Annotated in this window: 26 protein-coding genes; all 26 read right to left on the bottom strand. The window is 32.1% G+C overall.

From position 1 onward, the window contains the following. Positions 1-229: 229 nt before the first annotated feature. The 26 genes from ACPF9A_RS05635 to ACPF9A_RS05760 all read right to left on the bottom strand — a co-directional run bounded on the left by ACPF9A_RS05635 (position 230) and on the right by ACPF9A_RS05760 (position 17142). Entirely contained in the window at positions 230-1357 is a 1128-nt protein-coding gene (locus ACPF9A_RS05635) for a Gfo/Idh/MocA family protein (RefSeq protein WP_424002438.1), read from the bottom strand. Between the two features lie 291 nt (positions 1358-1648). Then, positions 1649-1900: a hypothetical protein gene (locus tag ACPF9A_RS05640; protein ID WP_424002440.1), complete on the bottom strand. Its 252-nt coding sequence runs from the start codon at positions 1898-1900 to the stop codon at positions 1649-1651. Between the two features lie 276 nt (positions 1901-2176). Continuing rightward, positions 2177-2653, bottom strand: coding sequence for a hypothetical protein (locus tag ACPF9A_RS05645; RefSeq protein WP_424002442.1), 477 nt, complete (start codon positions 2651-2653; stop codon positions 2177-2179). 119 nt (positions 2654-2772) lie between these two features. Beyond that, a complete protein-coding gene (locus ACPF9A_RS05650; protein WP_424002444.1) occupies positions 2773-3192 on the bottom strand; it encodes a hypothetical protein in 420 nt (139 codons plus the stop codon). An 89-nt stretch (positions 3193-3281) separates the two neighbouring features. Beyond that, on the bottom strand, positions 3282-3815 hold the full coding sequence (locus ACPF9A_RS05655) for a hypothetical protein (protein ID WP_424002446.1): 534 nt from the start codon (positions 3813-3815) through the stop codon (positions 3282-3284). A gap of 158 nt (positions 3816-3973) precedes the next feature. Further along, positions 3974-4168, bottom strand: a complete 195-nt coding sequence (locus tag ACPF9A_RS05660) for a hypothetical protein (RefSeq protein WP_424002448.1) — start codon at positions 4166-4168, stop codon at positions 3974-3976. Beyond that, positions 4135-4329 carry an NUDIX domain-containing protein gene (locus tag ACPF9A_RS05665; protein ID WP_424004431.1) on the bottom strand — a complete coding sequence of 65 codons (195 nt, stop codon included), beginning with the start codon at positions 4327-4329 and terminating at the stop codon, positions 4135-4137. The genes ACPF9A_RS05660 and ACPF9A_RS05665 overlap by 34 nt, the downstream gene beginning before the upstream one ends. A gap of 96 nt (positions 4330-4425) precedes the next feature. Then, complete coding sequence (locus tag ACPF9A_RS05670) at positions 4426-4650, bottom strand: hypothetical protein (RefSeq protein WP_424002450.1); 225 nt, start codon at positions 4648-4650, stop codon at positions 4426-4428. 163 nt (positions 4651-4813) lie between these two features. Then, complete coding sequence (locus ACPF9A_RS05675) at positions 4814-5044, bottom strand: hypothetical protein (RefSeq protein WP_291788622.1); 231 nt, start codon at positions 5042-5044, stop codon at positions 4814-4816. A 14-nt stretch (positions 5045-5058) separates the two neighbouring features. After that, positions 5059-5298: a hypothetical protein gene (locus tag ACPF9A_RS05680; RefSeq protein ID WP_291788620.1), complete on the bottom strand. Its 240-nt coding sequence runs from the start codon at positions 5296-5298 to the stop codon at positions 5059-5061. A 196-nt stretch (positions 5299-5494) separates the two neighbouring features. Beyond that, positions 5495-5734: a hypothetical protein gene (locus ACPF9A_RS05685; protein WP_424002453.1), complete on the bottom strand. Its 240-nt coding sequence runs from the start codon at positions 5732-5734 to the stop codon at positions 5495-5497. Between the two features lie 21 nt (positions 5735-5755). After that, positions 5756-6370, bottom strand: coding sequence for a plasmid pRiA4b ORF-3 family protein (locus tag ACPF9A_RS05690; RefSeq protein WP_424002455.1), 615 nt, complete (start codon positions 6368-6370; stop codon positions 5756-5758). Positions 6371-6685: 315 nt separating this feature from the next. Further along, positions 6686-7087: a nuclear transport factor 2 family protein gene (locus ACPF9A_RS05695; RefSeq protein WP_424002457.1), complete on the bottom strand. Its 402-nt coding sequence runs from the start codon at positions 7085-7087 to the stop codon at positions 6686-6688. Positions 7088-7492: 405 nt separating this feature from the next. Next, positions 7493-7885, bottom strand: a complete 393-nt coding sequence (locus ACPF9A_RS05700; protein ID WP_424002459.1) for a VOC family protein — start codon at positions 7883-7885, stop codon at positions 7493-7495. Between the two features lie 42 nt (positions 7886-7927). Further along, positions 7928-8680, bottom strand: coding sequence for a class I SAM-dependent methyltransferase (locus tag ACPF9A_RS05705; protein WP_424002461.1), 753 nt, complete (start codon positions 8678-8680; stop codon positions 7928-7930). Positions 8681-8704: 24 nt separating this feature from the next. Continuing rightward, positions 8705-9550: a GNAT family N-acetyltransferase gene (locus ACPF9A_RS05710; protein ID WP_424002463.1), complete on the bottom strand. Its 846-nt coding sequence runs from the start codon at positions 9548-9550 to the stop codon at positions 8705-8707. A 193-nt stretch (positions 9551-9743) separates the two neighbouring features. Further along, a complete protein-coding gene (locus ACPF9A_RS05715; RefSeq protein ID WP_424002465.1) occupies positions 9744-10604 on the bottom strand; it encodes a polysaccharide deacetylase family protein in 861 nt (286 codons plus the stop codon). 112 nt (positions 10605-10716) lie between these two features. Then, on the bottom strand, positions 10717-11205 hold the full coding sequence (locus tag ACPF9A_RS05720; RefSeq protein ID WP_424002467.1) for a hypothetical protein: 489 nt from the start codon (positions 11203-11205) through the stop codon (positions 10717-10719). 64 nt (positions 11206-11269) lie between these two features. Next, positions 11270-12943 (bottom strand): serine hydrolase domain-containing protein, encoded by a 1674-nt coding sequence (locus tag ACPF9A_RS05725; RefSeq protein WP_424002469.1) that lies wholly within the window; start codon positions 12941-12943, stop codon positions 11270-11272. 167 nt (positions 12944-13110) lie between these two features. Continuing rightward, positions 13111-13584: a helix-hairpin-helix domain-containing protein gene (locus ACPF9A_RS05730; protein ID WP_424002471.1), complete on the bottom strand. Its 474-nt coding sequence runs from the start codon at positions 13582-13584 to the stop codon at positions 13111-13113. A gap of 3 nt (positions 13585-13587) precedes the next feature. Continuing rightward, positions 13588-14064 (bottom strand): RES family NAD+ phosphorylase, encoded by a 477-nt coding sequence (locus ACPF9A_RS05735; RefSeq protein ID WP_424002473.1) that lies wholly within the window; start codon positions 14062-14064, stop codon positions 13588-13590. Then, positions 14065-14604 carry a type II RES/Xre toxin-antitoxin system antitoxin gene (gene parS / locus ACPF9A_RS05740; RefSeq protein WP_424002475.1) on the bottom strand — a complete coding sequence of 180 codons (540 nt, stop codon included), beginning with the start codon at positions 14602-14604 and terminating at the stop codon, positions 14065-14067. 383 nt (positions 14605-14987) lie between these two features. Next, positions 14988-15803: a tetratricopeptide repeat protein gene (locus ACPF9A_RS05745; RefSeq protein WP_424002477.1), complete on the bottom strand. Its 816-nt coding sequence runs from the start codon at positions 15801-15803 to the stop codon at positions 14988-14990. After that, positions 15800-16312, bottom strand: coding sequence for a hypothetical protein (locus ACPF9A_RS05750; protein WP_424002479.1), 513 nt, complete (start codon positions 16310-16312; stop codon positions 15800-15802). The genes ACPF9A_RS05745 and ACPF9A_RS05750 overlap by 4 nt, the downstream gene beginning before the upstream one ends. A gap of 90 nt (positions 16313-16402) precedes the next feature. Then, positions 16403-16576 (bottom strand): hypothetical protein, encoded by a 174-nt coding sequence (locus ACPF9A_RS05755; RefSeq protein WP_424002481.1) that lies wholly within the window; start codon positions 16574-16576, stop codon positions 16403-16405. A gap of 167 nt (positions 16577-16743) precedes the next feature. After that, on the bottom strand, positions 16744-17142 hold the full coding sequence (locus ACPF9A_RS05760) for an NUDIX hydrolase (protein ID WP_424002483.1): 399 nt from the start codon (positions 17140-17142) through the stop codon (positions 16744-16746). Positions 17143-17262: the final 120 nt, after the last annotated feature.

Consider the following 17262-nt stretch of genomic DNA (forward strand, 5'->3'; position numbering starts at 1 on the left):
ACCCAAGAAGCTTTGAACTAAAACATATAACACGAACATACCTACTTGAGTAAGGGCTTGGAAAGATCCAAGCCCTTTTTTGTTTTTATAACCTGGTTCCTGCTTAAATACAACACGTTTTAAGAATCCTTTATTTAAACTTTAAGCAAGTGGACGAACGCTTTTAAAAGGGGATTTACTGTATTGCGTTCGTTTTTATTCTGATTGAGTATAAAGGCCATTTGGAACTTTAGTAAAGTTTAATTTTCTTTCCAGTTTTCGCGGCTTTATATATTCCTTCAATTACTCGCATATCTTTAAGTCCTTCTTCTCCTGAAATATGACTTGGAAGTTGTTGTCTTTCAATAATGTGTTTGCCAATTCCGTCCAATTGTGCTGCTTGTTGATTAATAACAGGAAAATTAAATTCTTCTACACTCGTTCTTCCTTTAAACGGACCATAACTGATTGCTGGACTTAACTCGAATGAACCATTCTCGGCAGATGCATAAAAGCGGTCAATATTACAATTTGAAGAAACAGTTGAAGTGCAAACAGCACCACTTGGAAAATTTAGTTGCCAAGTTATATTTTCTTCAACTTCTTTAAATAATTCGGGCATTGTTTTTGGCGCAAATTGTGCTGTTACAGATACAGGTTCTTCTCCCAAAACATAACGGTTACTTTGAATACAATAAACTCCAAGATTCATTAGGGCACCACCCCCAGCAAGTGATTTATTTAAATGCCAATCGTCAAGCGGAGTCCCTGTTAGATTATAACCAAGCGATGCGTGGATTAAACGCACTTCTCCAAAAACTTTTTCCTGTCCAAGTCTTTTTATTTCAATATGGTGAGGTTCATAATGTAAACGATACCCTACGGCTAGTTGAACCTTTGCACTTTTACAGGCATCAATCATTTCTTGGCAATCCTTTTCTGTAAATGCCATAGGTTTTTCTACAATTACGTGTTTTCCTGCATTTGCAGCTCTAATTGTATATTCCTTGTGCATACCGTTAGGTAAAACAATATAAATCAAATCTATATCATTGTTTCTAGCAATTTTGTCGAAACTCTCGTAATTATAGATATTCTTTTGCGGAATGTTATACTTTGCTTTCCAATTTTTAGCTTTTTCGGGTGTTCCAGTAATTATGCCTGAAAGTTGGCAATATTCAGATTCAGCTAAACCATTAGCTAAAATATTTGCGTAACGGCCTAGGCCACATAATGCAACATTCAATTTTTTTCCAGAATAGGGTTGTATATGTTTTAGGTAATGGCTGTCAAAGGAAGCTAGAGTTGGTAAAATAGTTGTAGAACCAACTCCTATTCCTATGCTTTTTACGAAAGAACGCCTTGATACTTTTTTCATTTACAAATAGGTTTACATTATTTAGTAAGTAGTCAAAAAGTTCAATTTGTTACAAAGAATATTTTTTTGAGCGATTGGATATAAAGACAAGCCTGAAATTAGTACTCTTTTTACTGATGCTCTATTGGTCTAAAGGTTATTTATCGGTATGCAGTACGTTTATAAGGATATAATATTTAGCTAATAAATAGCTTGTCAAACACTAATTTTTTTATTTGACATTTAGTAAATTTTTAAATTAGGGCTTTCGAATTACAACATGGTATCCGAACTCATCGTTTTATTGAACTTTTACTTGGAACGATTCGTAATTTCATCCTTTATTTTCTTTAATTCTGGGTAAAGAGTCACAGGACCTCCTAAGGTACATATCACAATTGTTAGCATTGCCCAGTCAATCTCATTATCATTTAAATAATTTCGTATTTGGAAATATAAAAGCCCGATGATTATGGGGATAAAAACAAAGATAGCCCCTTGTAAGTTCTTTCTTTTCTTATGCAATTCCTCTATACTTAAGTCCGTTAGTTTATTTTCCTCCATTGGTAAATTAGTTTCGTTTCTCTATCCTTTATTTGAACTTTCACAATACAATTTAGTAACAATTTCGATAACTAAATTTCTATACCATCCGATTTGAACTAAATAACTTAGCAGTGCCATTCGTGGATACGTTCTTAAGTTTGAATTAGCTAGTTTGAGCCGGTAAAAGTTATCGGCTTTTTTATTTTATCGATTCGCGAAGGAATTAATCCTTTAATTAGCTTTTCGAATTACGACATGGTGTCCTAACTTATCATTTATTTGAACTTATAGGTTTCAATCTTCTAATTTTTGGAAAGCGTTTTTAATAAAGGATATATCTTCATCTTCAGCATATTCTTTCCAAACTACTGTTCTTCCATCAGCATTTGGTTTGGCTGAGAAAAGTCCTTTCTCAATTGGCTCTTGAAATTTGCTTTCTAATTCAGGTATTAGTTCTTCTAATGAATTTCCCAAATTGTCAAATGATACAGCCACAGATAGATTCTTTTGGGCTACATTCTTGTGTTTAGGAAAAAATACCGCATTTTTTGCTTTCCTTATTTCAAGTATCAAGGTTTGAACATCCGTACAATATCTCAAATTTGTCTCAAATGAGCCGTTCTTAGATATCTCAACGATAAGGTCAAATATAGTCTGTTCTTTCAACCTTTCGGCCGGAAGATAACGTTGACTTCCGATATTGAAAGGAATCGTTAGTCCTGATTTTCCTCTTTCTCTTTGTTCTCTCAATAAAATTTCCCAGTACTTCATTCAGTTACACATTGCAAATATCGTTTATCGTTTTTTGAAGTTTGCTAAATATAAGGATTTGAATTATGAACAGACCGGTTTCATGGGAAGCTTACATTGCTACATACTTTCTAGTTTTTCTAATACCAAGCATAAATCATAATCAAAACAACGGAGACTAGAAATGATGCCAAACAAGTTACAAAAGTCCATAGAATCAATTTATAATAGATTTTTCCGGTATGAAATTCAATCTGTTCCTTATCTAAAGAATTTTCTTCGTTTGCCCTATTTTGAATCTTCTTGCCGAGATTGTAATAGTCTATTGTCAGCGTGGAGATACAGATTACACCGCATAAAATGGACAATAGTAGAACGCAAAGTAGTGACCTATAAAGGTGAATTTCCTTTGGTTGTGGACCTGATAAAGTCGTAAGAACTACAATAAAAGAAGAGCCTAGAAGAATTATCTGGTTTACGGTTTGAGGAAGAATCTTATTGGTTACTTCGTTTTGGATTGAAATTCCCTTTTCAATAAGTTTTTGTCGCCTTTTTTTCATTTTTTTCACGATACAAGATTGGTTAGCCAAATATGTCGTAACAGTAGTATGTTAGACTGTTATTTTTTACAAATCCTTTATTTGAACTATTAAAAATTATCAAGCCATGATTCAATCTCATACTCAAGAGAATCTATTGAGTTTAGATTGTTTAAGTTAATCTTTTGATCGTACAATATACCGGGACTTGGAACATAACAGGTTGCATTGGTGCAATAATTCTTAAATGAATCCTGAGACATAGATGTGGTTAAAAAAACAAATTTTTCATTCTCTAATTTATACAAACCCTCTTTATCTATTTTTTTTGTCAACGAATACAACTCCTTTTCTTCTGGATATTCATAGTGTGTTTCACTTCCTTTTTTCTTTGTTGAAACAATTATCCCCCGCTCCAAAGGGGATATGAAAAATTGTGTATTCACAAACAATAAAGTATCGCCTATATAATCAGATTCAAATGGAACCAGTAAAACAGTTGAATCTCTTAAGTTTCCCAATACTTTCATATCTCGAGTACGATCCTCAGAACAATTAAACACCACTCTATTTAGATATATATCATTATTTAGGTATAGCGTATCGTTGGCGATAATTTTATTTATAGATGCACTATCTAACAATAATAATTTTTCTGTAGAATACAATCCACGATAACACTTATGCGTAATACAAGATGTAAAAGCTAATAATATTAGTAATATTCTAAATCTAACGCTCATCCTTTATTTGAACTTTACGACTTACGACATGGTGTCCTAATCCATCCTTTATTTAAACTTCAATTTAACTCCCCAATACTTACTAGATGTCGAAATATAAGTTTATCCACCTCTGATATTCTATCTGTATCATTTGAATCCAACCATCTGATTTCCTCAATTTCCATATTAGGATGAAACGTTCCATTATACTTTGCTTTATAACAAGTCATTTTAACCATTACACCTTCTTTGGCACCATCAGACTGCGCCATAAATGTTCCAACATATTCAATAGTACCAGGATAATATTAACTGTAAGCTCTTCAGATACTTCGCGAACCAAAGTTTGTTCATCTGACTCGCCCTTTTCTCTTTTTCCTCCCTCTCTCTCTCTCTCTCTCTCTCTCTCTCTTTTCCTCCTGGTATGTAATATTTGAACTTGCCTTTAGATTTCGTGCTCAATATTTTTCCGCCCTTGGATTTCAATAAATGCAATTTTGTCTATTTCGGTCATTTCATTTATCATCAATTATCTATTCTGAGATTCTATCAGTTGGTATTTTAAAATCAATTCTTTTAATTTTACTTTAACCAAACTATAATCCCTTGTTATATATATCGGTGTATTGTTAAATCGAATTTTAAAAGCTTTAAATCCTTCCAATGTTTTGGAGTAACGGATATCTACTTCTACAATCTCGTATTGATCCTTGTATTTGAAAACTTGTCCTTTTTGTAACTCTGGTTCAGACATAATGGTAGTTTGAATTGGAATGGCTTTCCGACGGTCTAATCTTTCACAATCCCGTTTTGCGTTAAAAAAAGGAAATATATGTAAATCTAACCGTTTTAATAATTGAACAAAAGACTACTTTTATATTGATATTTAATCCAAAAAACAATTATTTTAATTTACTTTAAAGGTGATTTTTTAAAGAAATAATTTCTTCAACGATATTAAATCGGGAAGTATAATTGATGGCCCTAGCCAAAATTTGACTGCTCGGAACAGGAAGTCCGTCCTTTCTTCGGTATAGACCACTGGCATTGATTTCATCTGCGATTTCAGTTGTGCTGAGCGATACGTCAGATTTTATCAATATTTTCTCCATAGCTTCATGAAGTTTTGCTCCTCTTGATTCTTCCATACGGTAATAGAAATTTATTCAGTCGGATTGTGTTTTAAAATAATAGCCAATACCTTGCCCTTAATATTTTTAGGACATTTATCTGATGGATGGACTAAATATTCACCAATCCGGTTCCTTTGCCACATTACTATGTCTTCAACAATAATGTCATTCTCCAATTCCATTTCATTCTCTTCTAAATATGTCTCTAAATCAAGTAAAATATTTTGAAAATATTTATCAAACTCTTCATTTTTTAATATGTAACTCATATTTATCGTTTAATTAAATTTAATTAAATACCTCATAGTTTCCTAATTTATGAGCGTACCCATAACATGGGATATTTCCAAAAGCATTCTATCCGTCAATTATGATTTTCGAATTACAATATAGTGACCTAACTATTTCTTTAATTAAACTTTACGAATTACGACATGGCGTTCTAACCTATCCTTTATTTGAACTTTAAATGTTTGGATTGTGTTTTAAAATAATAGCCAATACTTTAGGCTCAATATTTTTAGGGCACTTATCGGATGGATGGACTAAATATTCACCAATCCGGTTCCTCTGCCACATTACTATATCTTCAACAGTAATATCATCCTCCAATTTTATTTCATACTCCTCTAAATATGTTTCTAAATCGAGTAATATTTTTTGAAAAAGTTTATCAAACTCCTCATTTTTGAATATAAAACTCATAATTATCCTTTACTTGAACTTCTACTGTTCGTTATACTCATTCTCCCATTCTTTAATATAAACATCTAGTTGTAACAATACCCAATTTACTTTTTCCATATGGAATTTTTCAGGATCATATTTGCCATTGATAGCGACAAGCTTACTTTTCACCCATTTTTTAAACTCTTTATATTCAGGGTGCTTGGGCTTGCCCATAATCTTCAAAAAGTCATAAAAACCTGGTAGGCCGCCAACATCCTCTGGGGGGCAACCTAGCTCGCCGGCGCAGCAGACCGGAAATGGAATTATCAAATCATCTATGTTCATTTCCAGAGTCAAGGAATGTTCCCAGTAATCCCCAAAATCATATAGATAGTGCAATTTCTGGCCTTTGGATTTTAGAACGTCACAGATTTTTATCCGGTGAGAATCTATTACCTCATGGGGACCATTAAATCCATCGTCCTCAAATTGTTGGCCTATACGATAACTATCAATGGTGAATTCGTATAGGTGGTAGTTCTCCCACCCCATAACAATTTGAACAATATGGTGAAGCTTATAAAAAGTGATATCGGATGGCGCCAAAAATTCCCGCCATATTTTGGGATTACTACCTTCCAACTCGATTCGAAATTTAAAAACGCTACTCAATTTTTAATTCTTTATTTAAACTTTGAAACCTAGTCTATGTTTCGCATTACAGATAATACATTTGACTATGTAGGAACCTTTTCTGATTTGTTTTAAATTATTAGATCCACAGTTACAACTTTTTGTAACCAAAGATAATTTTACAATAGCATCAATTTTTCTATTATGCTTAACTCTTCTTTTGGTTTCAGCTTCTCTATTGTATACTTCAACGCTTGAAGATTGACTCATAATTAATCCTTTATTTGAACTTTACAAATTGCAACATAGTGTTTTAACTTAATTATTTCAAATGGTTTATAGTTAGCTGATATCTTAACCATATAATTTTTTGAAAAATAGATCAACTATTTTCTGGTTTTCCGGAAAATTATGTACTTCCTTTATTTTGTTATTTTCAATACGCCATAATAGACAGGACATGTTATCTAGGTTCTCCTCATTTTCTAGATTACTCCAATTTCTATGGCAATCTATTACATGGGTATCATTAACGCCCATAACAATAGGTTCTGCTTTGAATGAGCCTTTTCCTAATTTTTTGAAATACCCTAGTACTTCTTCTATACCATTTTTAGTCCCGCTAAGAGGATGCTCTCCTGGTATATGCCATTTAATATTTTCATCGAGCACTTTCTTGATACCATTAGAATCATTGTTGCCATAGGCAGTAAAAAAATCATGAATTAAATTTAAATTGGGATGTTCTTGTTGCATAAATTCGAATTTTTTATTGTTATTTAGTCTGTGTAAGGCGCTAAGTAATGATATACATACAATATTAAAGTACCAGTTGGAAATGTTGTTTTCTGAATAATATCAAGTCTTTCTATATTAAATTTCCTCTCTTGACTTAAGCACGAGTTTTCCACCAATAAAATAAGATGATTTTTACTAAAACTTAACTGACATAAGTTTAGTTTGTACGATGTTCAACAGAAAAATTTTATAGCACCATTCGAAATAAGTGCATAGGCAGGTAATCAATTCCTTGAAATAATAATTGGTTTTGAGTGAATCCTATCAATGAGATTTAGGGCTTGAAAATGAGAAATAAAAACTAATTCCAAATAATCCTTTATTTGAACTTTCGAGAATGGAGCTTGGGATTTTTCAAACCAATTAGTCCATTTCCTTATATTCTAAAATTTGTTTTTCGAATTTAAAACTGTCCTTAAACGCACACAGATTACCGTCAGGGTCTGTAAATTTTGCTATTGTACCCCAAGAGTGCTCCTGATAATCTACTTCTATGTTTTTCGAAATCAATTTGTTCGCAAGTATCTTCACGTTTGAAACATTCATTCTCAAACAGGTTTTTGTTCGTTCCATTCCTATTTTTCGTCCCTTAAACTGATCATCTATTTCGACCATCAGATATGCTTGCCCAAATTCAAAACAAGTAAGATTTTCATTTTCGAACATTTTTTTAAGATCTAGAATATTTCCATAAAACTCTAAGCATTTTTTATATTCAAGAGTATATAATATTATTCCAGTTCGGTCGAATTCCATAGGGTTTTATTATTTTTTTTACAACTCTGCAATATGTATATATTATTGACAAACAAATATCTGTTTTTCCGAATTATCGTTAAATACTTCTTCTTCAAAATCACCAAACTTGTGAAGAATATTAAAACCGCTCCATTCCAGATATGAGTTTAATTCTTGAGGGAAAAATAGTCTCATATCCAAATTTTGGGTTGAATCAAACTCTCCGTTTATATGAAAATGCCATTCTATACGATTAATTTGTGTTGTGTTTTCAAATCGCATTGTCTGCTTTATTGATATTTCTCTTCCATCATCGGTAGTATATTCAGCAATTTTTTTTTGCTCTTTTTGACCTTCAACAATAAATTGAAAATTGGGATTAAAACAATCGAACAGAAATAACCCTCCTTCTTTGAGATGCTTTTTAACAACAGTTAACGACTTAAATAAATCTTCATTTTTGTATAAATGATGGATTGAGTTAAATGGAATAAAAATAAGGTCGTACTTTTTTCCTAAATCTAAAGTTCTAATATCTGATTGAATAAATTCAACTTCTAACCCTCCTTTGGACGCTTTTACTTTTGCTTGTTCCAGCATTGAAGTAGTATTATCCACCCCGCTAATATTATACCCATCCTTTGCAATTGGAAGAGTAAGTCTACCAGTGCCACAGCAAAGTTCTAGGATACTGGAATCCTTGTTTTTTGGAAGCCACCGCTTATAAAATTGTAAATCAGCTAGGTTGGTATTCATCCCATCATAGATATTTGCATCATATATTAAATCCCCAACTTTATAATTGCTATCCATTCGTTCTTAAAATATACTAATTATTTATTCAAGATGTAATTTCATTTCTAACTGTTCAAGATGGTTTTTAAGTCCTATTTTTTTAAAAAACGTATTTATACAATTTGAACTTTTATCAACATTGATAACAGAAAGTGTGTTTCCATATGTCTCAGTTAATTGTTTTACTAAAGTAGAAGCTACTACCTTTTTTTGTCTAAATTTAGGACTTACAGCAATTTGTAGTATTCGATTATTTTTTGGATTGAAAACGATATAACCAATCAAAAGATTATCAATATATGCACCTAATGAAATGTTATTAGGTCTTAATTCATCAATGACGTTTTTTGAGTTTTGCCAAGTAGGATAAACGTCCCAAAATGATTCCATTAAGTCCCAATAATAATTGTGCAGTTTTCTAATTTGTAAGCCGTTATTTGTATTTGATATACTTACTTCTCCTTTATAGCAAACTAATTCTCTTGCGATTTTATACCCAGATTTTTCATAAGAAATAATGGCTTGGCTATTTACGTTTATGACTTCAAGTTGAAGCTTATCTATTCCCTTTTCTTTTAAAAGTGGTAAAATGAATTGATGCATTTGTTTTGTCAAACCCGAGCCCCTTTTTTCCGGAATAACTCCTGTTCCGCCGTTATAAATTGTCTTTTCGTTATTTACTTTGTCAAACCCATGCATTATAAACGCTATTAGATTTGAGTTTTCAAAAACCCCAACAGATAAACTGAGGTTGATTTTATCAGCTGTCATTTTAAAGGATAATTGTTCTTCAGTTAAATGAAAAGGAATAAAGTAATCTGAAAAAGATTCATTGAATACATTTAAAATCTCTTTTCTATTAATTCCATCTAAAGTTTTAAATTCCATTTTGAGTGTTCCTGGTTTACCGCTAACGATTTCATTTGTAAAAGGTCTATTTTCGATATACTATTCAAAAATATATCCTTTATTTGAACTTTTAAACTTTCTTTAATTGCTGTACATAAATGTCTTTTATAAACGTTTACATATCCATCTTGAGTTAATGTATTTAATAATATTTAGGTTTTGTAAAATCCACTTATTGTATATCCTTTAAATCATTCCAAGTAATCAACTCAATATTGTTTTTTTTGAGTTTCGAAATATTTTCTTGATCTGTAAAACTATCAAAGTCGATTTGTCTCCATTCAGAACCAAAATTAGGGTGATCGACCGTTATTCCTTTCATCTCGTTATCATTGAATGCGGGATGTATCAAAATGATATTTAATCCACTCACCAAATTGTCAAAAACACTGGCATAATAATCGCCCAACTTTCCAAACTCGAAATAATCAAATATTCCAAAATGTGCTTTTTCAATCAACAAATCTCCATCCTTTATATTTTCCTCAGGATTTAACCCTACCATTTCCATCAACTGTCTACTGATCATGATGGGTAGTTTATATTTTTTGCCTAAAGCCCTATATATTTCGAAGAACTCCGGTCTTGTTCCTACGCTGTACATATGTGAATCTATGTGAGTGGGTTTTAATCCGAATTTGAGGGCTTTCTTTATTTGTGCATCAAGTTCCTTTTCTACATCTTCTGTGGATGCACTTTCTTTAAGATTTTCCCTTTTTTTATAAAAATGTCCATTCTCGTCAACCAAACTGCGAACTTCTGAAATTGGCAATACGGGACCAAACTTATAATATTCCCATTCACAGGTAAGTGTCAAATGTATACCATAATCGAACTCTGGATTGCTCTTGGCAAAGCAAGCCATTTCATAATACCATGGGCATGGAACCATAATACTATATGAATTGACCATACCCATTTTAAGGGATTTAATTGTGGCCATATTTTCTGAATGGGATAATCCTGCATCATCCGCATGGATTATTAATAACTTGCTGTTTTTGGAAAAGCCCAGTTTGGTTGATAAATTCATTAATACTGATTGTTAGACCTCGAAAAAATAAAGATAATTCTTTTAATATGTTAGTTTTTCAAACATTTGTAAGTATCCTTTATTTATACTTTAATTTCTTATTACCTATAATTTATTCTATTGTCTTTATGATAAAAACTGAACCTATAGAAAGGGCTAAAAACTCCATGATTCCAACCATATAGTAACCTAGCCAACCAGTTTGAAATGCAACACCTTGCATTATTCCAACAACAATCAATGGAACTAACCATTTTTTTTTCTTACGTGTTATAATATCTATAATTACTCCAATATATATCGCTATTGATGCAAAATAATTATGGATAGAAATGTATTCAGTGAAATATGTGCTAAATGTTGCTAAACTAATAAAACCTATACCTACAAACCATTTATTATAAAGAAGCCAACAACCTATAACCAGTAAAAAGAATGTATAGAAATAAACTCTACTCGTATTCATTCCCATTATTGAAGAGTAAGAAGATTGTCTATTCACGAATAAATCTAAAAATCCTGTAACTACAAATCCAAACAATAATAAACCTGTTACCAGTTTATTTATTGAATATTTTTTAAAAATTACATTGCTTTTCATCCTTTATTTGAACTTTATAGAATCTAACTGAGGCTTTTAATCGGAGCCAGTTTAAGCACCAGTTTTATAGTTTTTCAAAAATCAAATTTTTCACTCTTCCCGCAGCCAACCTAAAGCCTGAGACTTTGCCCTCACCATCCGTATTAAATTGAAAGATTCCATATTCATCATTTAAGAACCTATTCACCATAATTGACTTGAGTGGTGAAGTTTTCGTTTCATTTATATAAAGCATTAAAAAATCATCTTCTAATTTCAATGTATAATTGACCCCTAATTCCTTACTGTGATATACTCCTGCAAAATCAACTAGTTCCTCATCCGTGTAAACATTTGGTTTATATTCTGTTGAAATTTCTGGGTTTCCACCGTTTGCAATAAAAGACATAGTCCGATTTCCTTGACCATTTTCATCAAATTTTACCAAAACATCTCCTCCAACATTAATCATTTTAAACTCATTCTTACTGATAGGAATTAAGTCACTTTCATTCATCTCAGATCGGGAATACCTTAACGTGTCATTTTTTATGTAAATATTTCTAGAATATGAACCTGAATCATTCCAATAATGTCCCGTGAAATTTTCTAGTTCATCACTTTTCAAATGGACAAAATCGCGCTTTTTGTTCCTTTTTTTATCTTGGCCTTCAACTTCATCGTTTATTAAATTTTCTTTAATAAATATATCTGCAACTTGATAAGCCATTCTTGTTGGATTCGCATCACCCCGATTTGAGAAAATTGCAACCGATAATCGTTGCTCGGGGAAACGGATCAATTCAGCCCGAAAGCCTACAAAAGCTCCTCCATGACTTATTGTTTTCAACCCTTTATAATTACTGATGAATAAACCTGAAGCATAATCGATTTTATCTCCATTATTTAAAGCCCCTTGTGCGGTCATCATATTCCAAAACTCTTTGCTCAAAACATTAGAGTTGTAATAAGCATCGTCCCATTTTTTAATATCAGCAATATTTGTGAAAATTCCGCCATCCCCGATCATGTCTAATGTTGTCATGCTAATCCGATATGATTCATCGTCGATAGGAATATACCCCGAGGCCCTATTTTTCACAATACGTGTATGATCATTGTGGAAATGGGTGTTGGTCATTCCCAAAGGTTCGAATATTTCTTTTTGGGCAAAATCAGCCATGCTCACACCAGCAACTTTGTTAACGATCTGACCAAGTAACCAATACCCTGAATTACTATATAAAAACTCTTCACCAGGTTTAAAGTTCAGGTCATTTTGATTGACAAGCCATTTCATTACATCACTATCTTCATAATAATCGTTATCACCAAAACCTTTTAGATAAGCGACTGTAAGATAATCTCTTATACCACTTGTATGGTTCAATAAATGACGTACAGTGATACTCTCCGCATATTCTGGAAAATCAGGAAAATATCGATCCAATGTATTTTCTAAATTCAATTTTTCCTGTTCTGCAAGAAGAACGATGCATGCTGCTGTAAACTGCTTGGAAGTTGAGCCAATTCTAAAAACCGAAGAAGCCGAGTTTGGAAGATCATATTCCATATTGGCCAATCCATATCCTTTCGCATAAAGTAATTCGCCATCTTTAATTATTCCCAGAGCACACCCAGGAGTGTTCGGTTTATTCCATTCTGAAAAAATACTATCTATTGCCTGGCTTTCTTTGATTTGTGCAAAGGAAAATAAGGAGCAAACACAAAATGTAATAAGTAATATAATGTTCTTCATATTTTGTTTGATTGGTGCTATTTTGATATAACTTGAAACCGAACTGGTAATAAATATAGCTGAAAGTTCATTTAATCGAGATTTTAGCTTCCTTTTTTCATCCTTTATTTAAACTTTTAAAACTAGACTAGGGCTTTTCACAGGATACATTGTTAGTAATTGCCTTTTCATGCGTTTAATGCTTCAATCCAATTTATTTTTGGTCTGTCTTTTGGATAGCCAACTGTTGTTCTGTATTCCTTTCTGTCATTCGTGAAATCCCACCATTTTTTCGAGTAATCTTTGTTTTTGGCAAAATCAACCGCCAATCTAAATTGGTCTTCCACACAAGGGTCGGTTTTGTAACCTTTCTTTTTTTCATAATGGTCAGTCAATTCCGCACCACTTTTTCCATTTAATTCTTCAACTTTATAATAACCTAAAAAAATCAAATCTTTCGCAAACTCAATTCCGATTGACGGAATTTGTTGAAAACCGGCTAAAGCATATATTTCCTTTGCTCTTACTTCTGAAACGTTTAATAAAACTGCTAATTCGTCACAAGCATATTCCAAAATTTCAGATTTTTTGACCTTATTCTTTCGCAAGTTTTTTCTCTCGCTATCAGATAAATCTAATTGAATATTGGCTTTATTTTTCATCCTTTATTTAAACTTTTGTGTTGTTCTTTTGTCAAATTCCATTATCTCCATTTGAATCACTTTAATTTTTGATGCATCTCTATGTTTTGGATTTATCAAGTAATTATATTCAGGAGGAACAATACTACTAGGCACTTTCAATACTGCGAATTCATTAGTATTTACGAAGCCATCGCCTATAAATTGAGTTTGTGGAATTGGGGGTTTGCTATTCCAATTATTGGGTAAATCAGATTCATTTAATTCTAAAATTTGAATTTCATCTGGAATATCAATTTCAACGTAATACCTATCATTTGGTAAATCTTCACTTAAATCTAAATGAACTGAAACTTCCAATGTGGCTAAAGCTCTTGATGATGCAGTATAAACTAGGTATGTATTTAGGCTATTCCATCTATAACCCTCCGTTCTTGAGGCGCCAATACCTTCTAATGTAGTCTCTAAATATTTTTCACGTTCAATTCTAAAAACCCTCATTTAAGCTAAATTTCCATATTCGATTCTGTTTAATGCCTTTTTCACTTCATTAATACCTGTAAGGCTATCAAACATACTATCGGGTGTTGCGTTTCCTAATGATATATTAGGTTTCCTTAACCACCGTTGAAATTTTTTAACTTCATTATTAAATACTGATAAACCAAAATCATAGAGTTCTATTAATTCAATAATTACCTCGCTATCCTGTTTACTTAAAATGGAATTACTCTTTTTCTTTTTATTATAAGTAGTTTGAACAATCTCTAAAGAGGTTAGATAATGGTTAACAGGGATTTTTGTTTGCTTACTAATTGTTTCAATCGCCGCATAGGGAAGACCTTTTCTAATAACAGCAATTTTTTCACCGCTTGTGGACCATGCGTAATTTTTATTGTTTACTCTAAATTTATATTCATTTCTATTCAAAGAAATGAGAGAAACCCTAGCATTAGCATAGTCTAATAAATTCTTTTTACTGTCGGAAACAGCTTTACTGTTCTTAAACGAGCGTTTTGTAGGTTTTTTTTGAGTCTCCATAATGCAGTAATTTTACTATATTAATACAACTAATATACTACCTATTTAGCAAATTAACTAATATATTTATTAGAAAATAATGCTTTATTTAGACTTTAATTTTCATCCAATTCAAATTCATTTATTAAATTCCTACACTTTCTTGAAAAAGGTTGAAATTCAGAATAGCTATGTATTAGTTCCCCATTGAGCCTAATTTTAAAACCATTTTCAACCTCCATATTTCTGTCCATGACACGGAAGACTTCCATAAAATGATTATGCTCATTATTTACAAATTGAATTCTTTTACCCTTCTTTACTTCAGTTAGATTCATCCTTTATTTGAACTTCGGTTTACTTATTTTTTGTTGGCAGATTTATTTCCTCGCTACTTTTGTCCATTACATTAATTTTTGCAAATCGATAATGTCTTGCTCGTAGATTTGGTCCGTGAATTGATAGTAACGACTGAACATTTTACGATTACTTCTATATAGTTTCAATGCTTTGTTCGTATTTAATGCAGCCTCTGATTTATTTTTTAAAGCTAAATAAGTTTTCCCCAAATAATAGTAAGCTTCAGCTAATTCATTTTGCTTAATTTGATTTTGAAAAGATTCAACTGCCTTTTCCAGTTTACTATCTTCAAGATAAAGAATGCCTAAATGCAGATTGTCATAAAGACCAACATAGAAATCTTTATCTGCCATAGCAGTTTCAATTATTTCGATAGCTTTTTTCTGTTGGCCGGTATGTTTATAGCTAAGTGCTAAAACCATTCGCAAATCGTAATCGCCATTTTGCCCAACACCAATAAACGGTGTTCCCTTTATTTCCGTAAGTCTGATTAAATCTTTGATCGCTTCTTCATAGTTATGTAAAAATGCGAACTGAGCCCAAGCTCGGTCAGAAAGGTGTTGTTCCGGATTTAATTCCACAGCCTTGTCCATCAGTTCTTTCCATTGTATGAACTTCCCTCTTTTTAGAAATGCAACTGATTTTTCGAAATAAGCATTTGATAAAGTCGGACACAATCCTATTGCATCGCTCAGATGTTTTTGAGATGCATAAGACCCTTGTTCATGCATACTCTCTTGGTTATAGAATTGGCATGCCTTGTAACATTCTGAATCATCTTTAAAAAGTTCACAGTTCAGTTGACCCCTTACTTTTGTTTGAGCTAAAATGACAACTAAGAGGATAATATATCTTTTCATGGTAAAACATCTATTAAAATACCGTCCTCAAATTTAAAAGTCAAATACTGTTGAACATCCCACATCTTATCCCAGCGTTCAAGTATTTTCCACCCATCTAGCCCTTTGGTAATGTTTAAAATTTGAGTAGAAACGTTTTTATCAAACTTTTTCGCTTTAAGATTCAGATCCGTTTCGATGACTCGAAATCTGCCAGTTTGACCTTCGCAGTTGATAATAAAGCGTATTGTTATGAAACCAGTCTGCCCTTTAGTTCGAGGATAGTTGAATTTCTCTTTAATTGTCTCAACCAAGCGCCTCTTTTCCCCTTCGTAAATCAAACCAAAACCCCCATAATTGAATGGAAGTGTTAGGTCTTCGTGACATACCGTAAAATTTTTATCGTCAAGTTGTTCATCAAACGGTATTTCGCCTAAATCGTTAAAATATTGTTCTTGCTTTTTATTTTCAGAACAAGATGACATTATGAAATAGAAAGTGATGAAAGTAATTATTTTATGGGCAAACATCTTTGTCATAAATTTAGTGGTACTTCTAATTATGTTGATAAACAATCCTTTATTTGAACTTTAGAGAATTTGTTATCGTTCGATTACCTTTTATTTACAAATCGTAATATACGCAGTTGGCATCCACCACATGTTAACACCAAAAGCAACGGTAACTATTTCATACCCGTCTTTGGCTTTGTCATTAATTAACTCCTCCACATCATTTTTAAGGGTATCACTTGACCACATCGTACTCAATTTTACAACACTGTAATATTTCATATATATTAATTTTTCATCCTTTATTTGAACTTTAGCTATTTAATCAAATATGGCCATAGAACTTCAAAAATCACTTTGTACAAAATCACTCCAACAGCAATTCCAATAGCAAAATTTAGCCAGTTTTTTTCTTTTTCTTGTCTTCCATATTATCCTTTATTTGAACTTCAATTTAACTCCCCAATACTTACTAGATGGCGAAATATAAGTTTATCCACCTCTGATATTCTATCTGTATCGTTTGAATCCAACCACCTGATTTCCTCAATTTCCATATTAGGATGAAACGTTCCATTATACTGTGCTTTATAACAAGTCATTTTAACCATTACACCTTCTTTGGCACCATCAGACTGCGCCATAAATGTTCCAACATATTCAATAGTACCAGGGATAATATTAACTGTAAGCTCTTCAGATACTTCGCGAACCAAAGTTTGTTCATCTGACTCGCCCTTTTCTCTTTTTCCTCCTGGTATGTAATATTTGAACTTGCCTTTAGATTTCGTGCTCAATATTTTGCGCCCTTGGATTTCAATAAATGCAATTTTGTCTATTTCGGTCATTTCATTTATCCTTTATTTGAACTTTGATAACGTTCAGTGTATGTGCCGTTTTAATGGCATATACATACTGTGCCTGTTGCACAAGTTATAAAAAAACTGGGTTATGATCATTGCAGATTG

The organism is Maribacter sp. IgM3_T14_3 (genome assembly GCF_049603095.1).
Classification (GTDB): domain Bacteria; phylum Bacteroidota; class Bacteroidia; order Flavobacteriales; family Flavobacteriaceae; genus Maribacter.

Excerpts from the sequence above, each read along its gene's own strand:
- ACPF9A_RS05635 (WP_424002438.1), bottom strand. The coding sequence starts at position 1,357 with ATGAAAAAAGTATCAAGGCGTTCTTTCGTAAAAAGCATAGGAATAGGA.
- ACPF9A_RS05640 (WP_424002440.1), bottom strand. The coding sequence starts at position 1,900 with ATGGAGGAAAATAAACTAACGGACTTAAGTATAGAGGAATTGCATAAG.
- ACPF9A_RS05645 (WP_424002442.1), bottom strand. The coding sequence starts at position 2,653 with ATGAAGTACTGGGAAATTTTATTGAGAGAACAAAGAGAAAGAGGAAAA.
- ACPF9A_RS05650 (WP_424002444.1), bottom strand. The coding sequence starts at position 3,192 with ATGAAAAAAAGGCGACAAAAACTTATTGAAAAGGGAATTTCAATCCAA.
- ACPF9A_RS05660 (WP_424002448.1), bottom strand. The coding sequence starts at position 4,168 with ATGGCGCAGTCTGATGGTGCCAAAGAAGGTGTAATGGTTAAAATGACT.
- ACPF9A_RS05670 (WP_424002450.1), bottom strand. The coding sequence starts at position 4,650 with ATGTCTGAACCAGAGTTACAAAAAGGACAAGTTTTCAAATACAAGGAT.
- ACPF9A_RS05675 (WP_291788622.1), bottom strand. The coding sequence starts at position 5,044 with ATGGAAGAATCAAGAGGAGCAAAACTTCATGAAGCTATGGAGAAAATA.
- ACPF9A_RS05680 (WP_291788620.1), bottom strand. The coding sequence starts at position 5,298 with ATGAGTTACATATTAAAAAATGAAGAGTTTGATAAATATTTTCAAAAT.
- ACPF9A_RS05685 (WP_424002453.1), bottom strand. The coding sequence starts at position 5,734 with ATGAGTTTTATATTCAAAAATGAGGAGTTTGATAAACTTTTTCAAAAA.
- ACPF9A_RS05695 (WP_424002457.1), bottom strand. The coding sequence starts at position 7,087 with ATGCAACAAGAACATCCCAATTTAAATTTAATTCATGATTTTTTTACT.
- ACPF9A_RS05700 (WP_424002459.1), bottom strand. The coding sequence starts at position 7,885 with ATGGAATTCGACCGAACTGGAATAATATTATATACTCTTGAATATAAA.
- ACPF9A_RS05705 (WP_424002461.1), bottom strand. The coding sequence starts at position 8,680 with ATGGATAGCAATTATAAAGTTGGGGATTTAATATATGATGCAAATATC.
- ACPF9A_RS05710 (WP_424002463.1), bottom strand. The coding sequence starts at position 9,550 with ATGGAATTTAAAACTTTAGATGGAATTAATAGAAAAGAGATTTTAAAT.
- ACPF9A_RS05715 (WP_424002465.1), bottom strand. The coding sequence starts at position 10,604 with ATGAATTTATCAACCAAACTGGGCTTTTCCAAAAACAGCAAGTTATTA.
- ACPF9A_RS05720 (WP_424002467.1), bottom strand. The coding sequence starts at position 11,205 with ATGAAAAGCAATGTAATTTTTAAAAAATATTCAATAAATAAACTGGTA.
- ACPF9A_RS05725 (WP_424002469.1), bottom strand. The coding sequence starts at position 12,943 with ATGAAGAACATTATATTACTTATTACATTTTGTGTTTGCTCCTTATTT.
- ACPF9A_RS05730 (WP_424002471.1), bottom strand. The coding sequence starts at position 13,584 with ATGAAAAATAAAGCCAATATTCAATTAGATTTATCTGATAGCGAGAGA.
- ACPF9A_RS05735 (WP_424002473.1), bottom strand. The coding sequence starts at position 14,064 with ATGAGGGTTTTTAGAATTGAACGTGAAAAATATTTAGAGACTACATTA.
- parS (WP_424002475.1), bottom strand. The coding sequence starts at position 14,604 with ATGGAGACTCAAAAAAAACCTACAAAACGCTCGTTTAAGAACAGTAAA.
- ACPF9A_RS05745 (WP_424002477.1), bottom strand. The coding sequence starts at position 15,803 with ATGAAAAGATATATTATCCTCTTAGTTGTCATTTTAGCTCAAACAAAA.
- ACPF9A_RS05750 (WP_424002479.1), bottom strand. The coding sequence starts at position 16,312 with ATGTTTGCCCATAAAATAATTACTTTCATCACTTTCTATTTCATAATG.
- ACPF9A_RS05755 (WP_424002481.1), bottom strand. The coding sequence starts at position 16,576 with ATGAAATATTACAGTGTTGTAAAATTGAGTACGATGTGGTCAAGTGAT.
- ACPF9A_RS05760 (WP_424002483.1), bottom strand. The coding sequence starts at position 17,142 with ATGACCGAAATAGACAAAATTGCATTTATTGAAATCCAAGGGCGCAAA.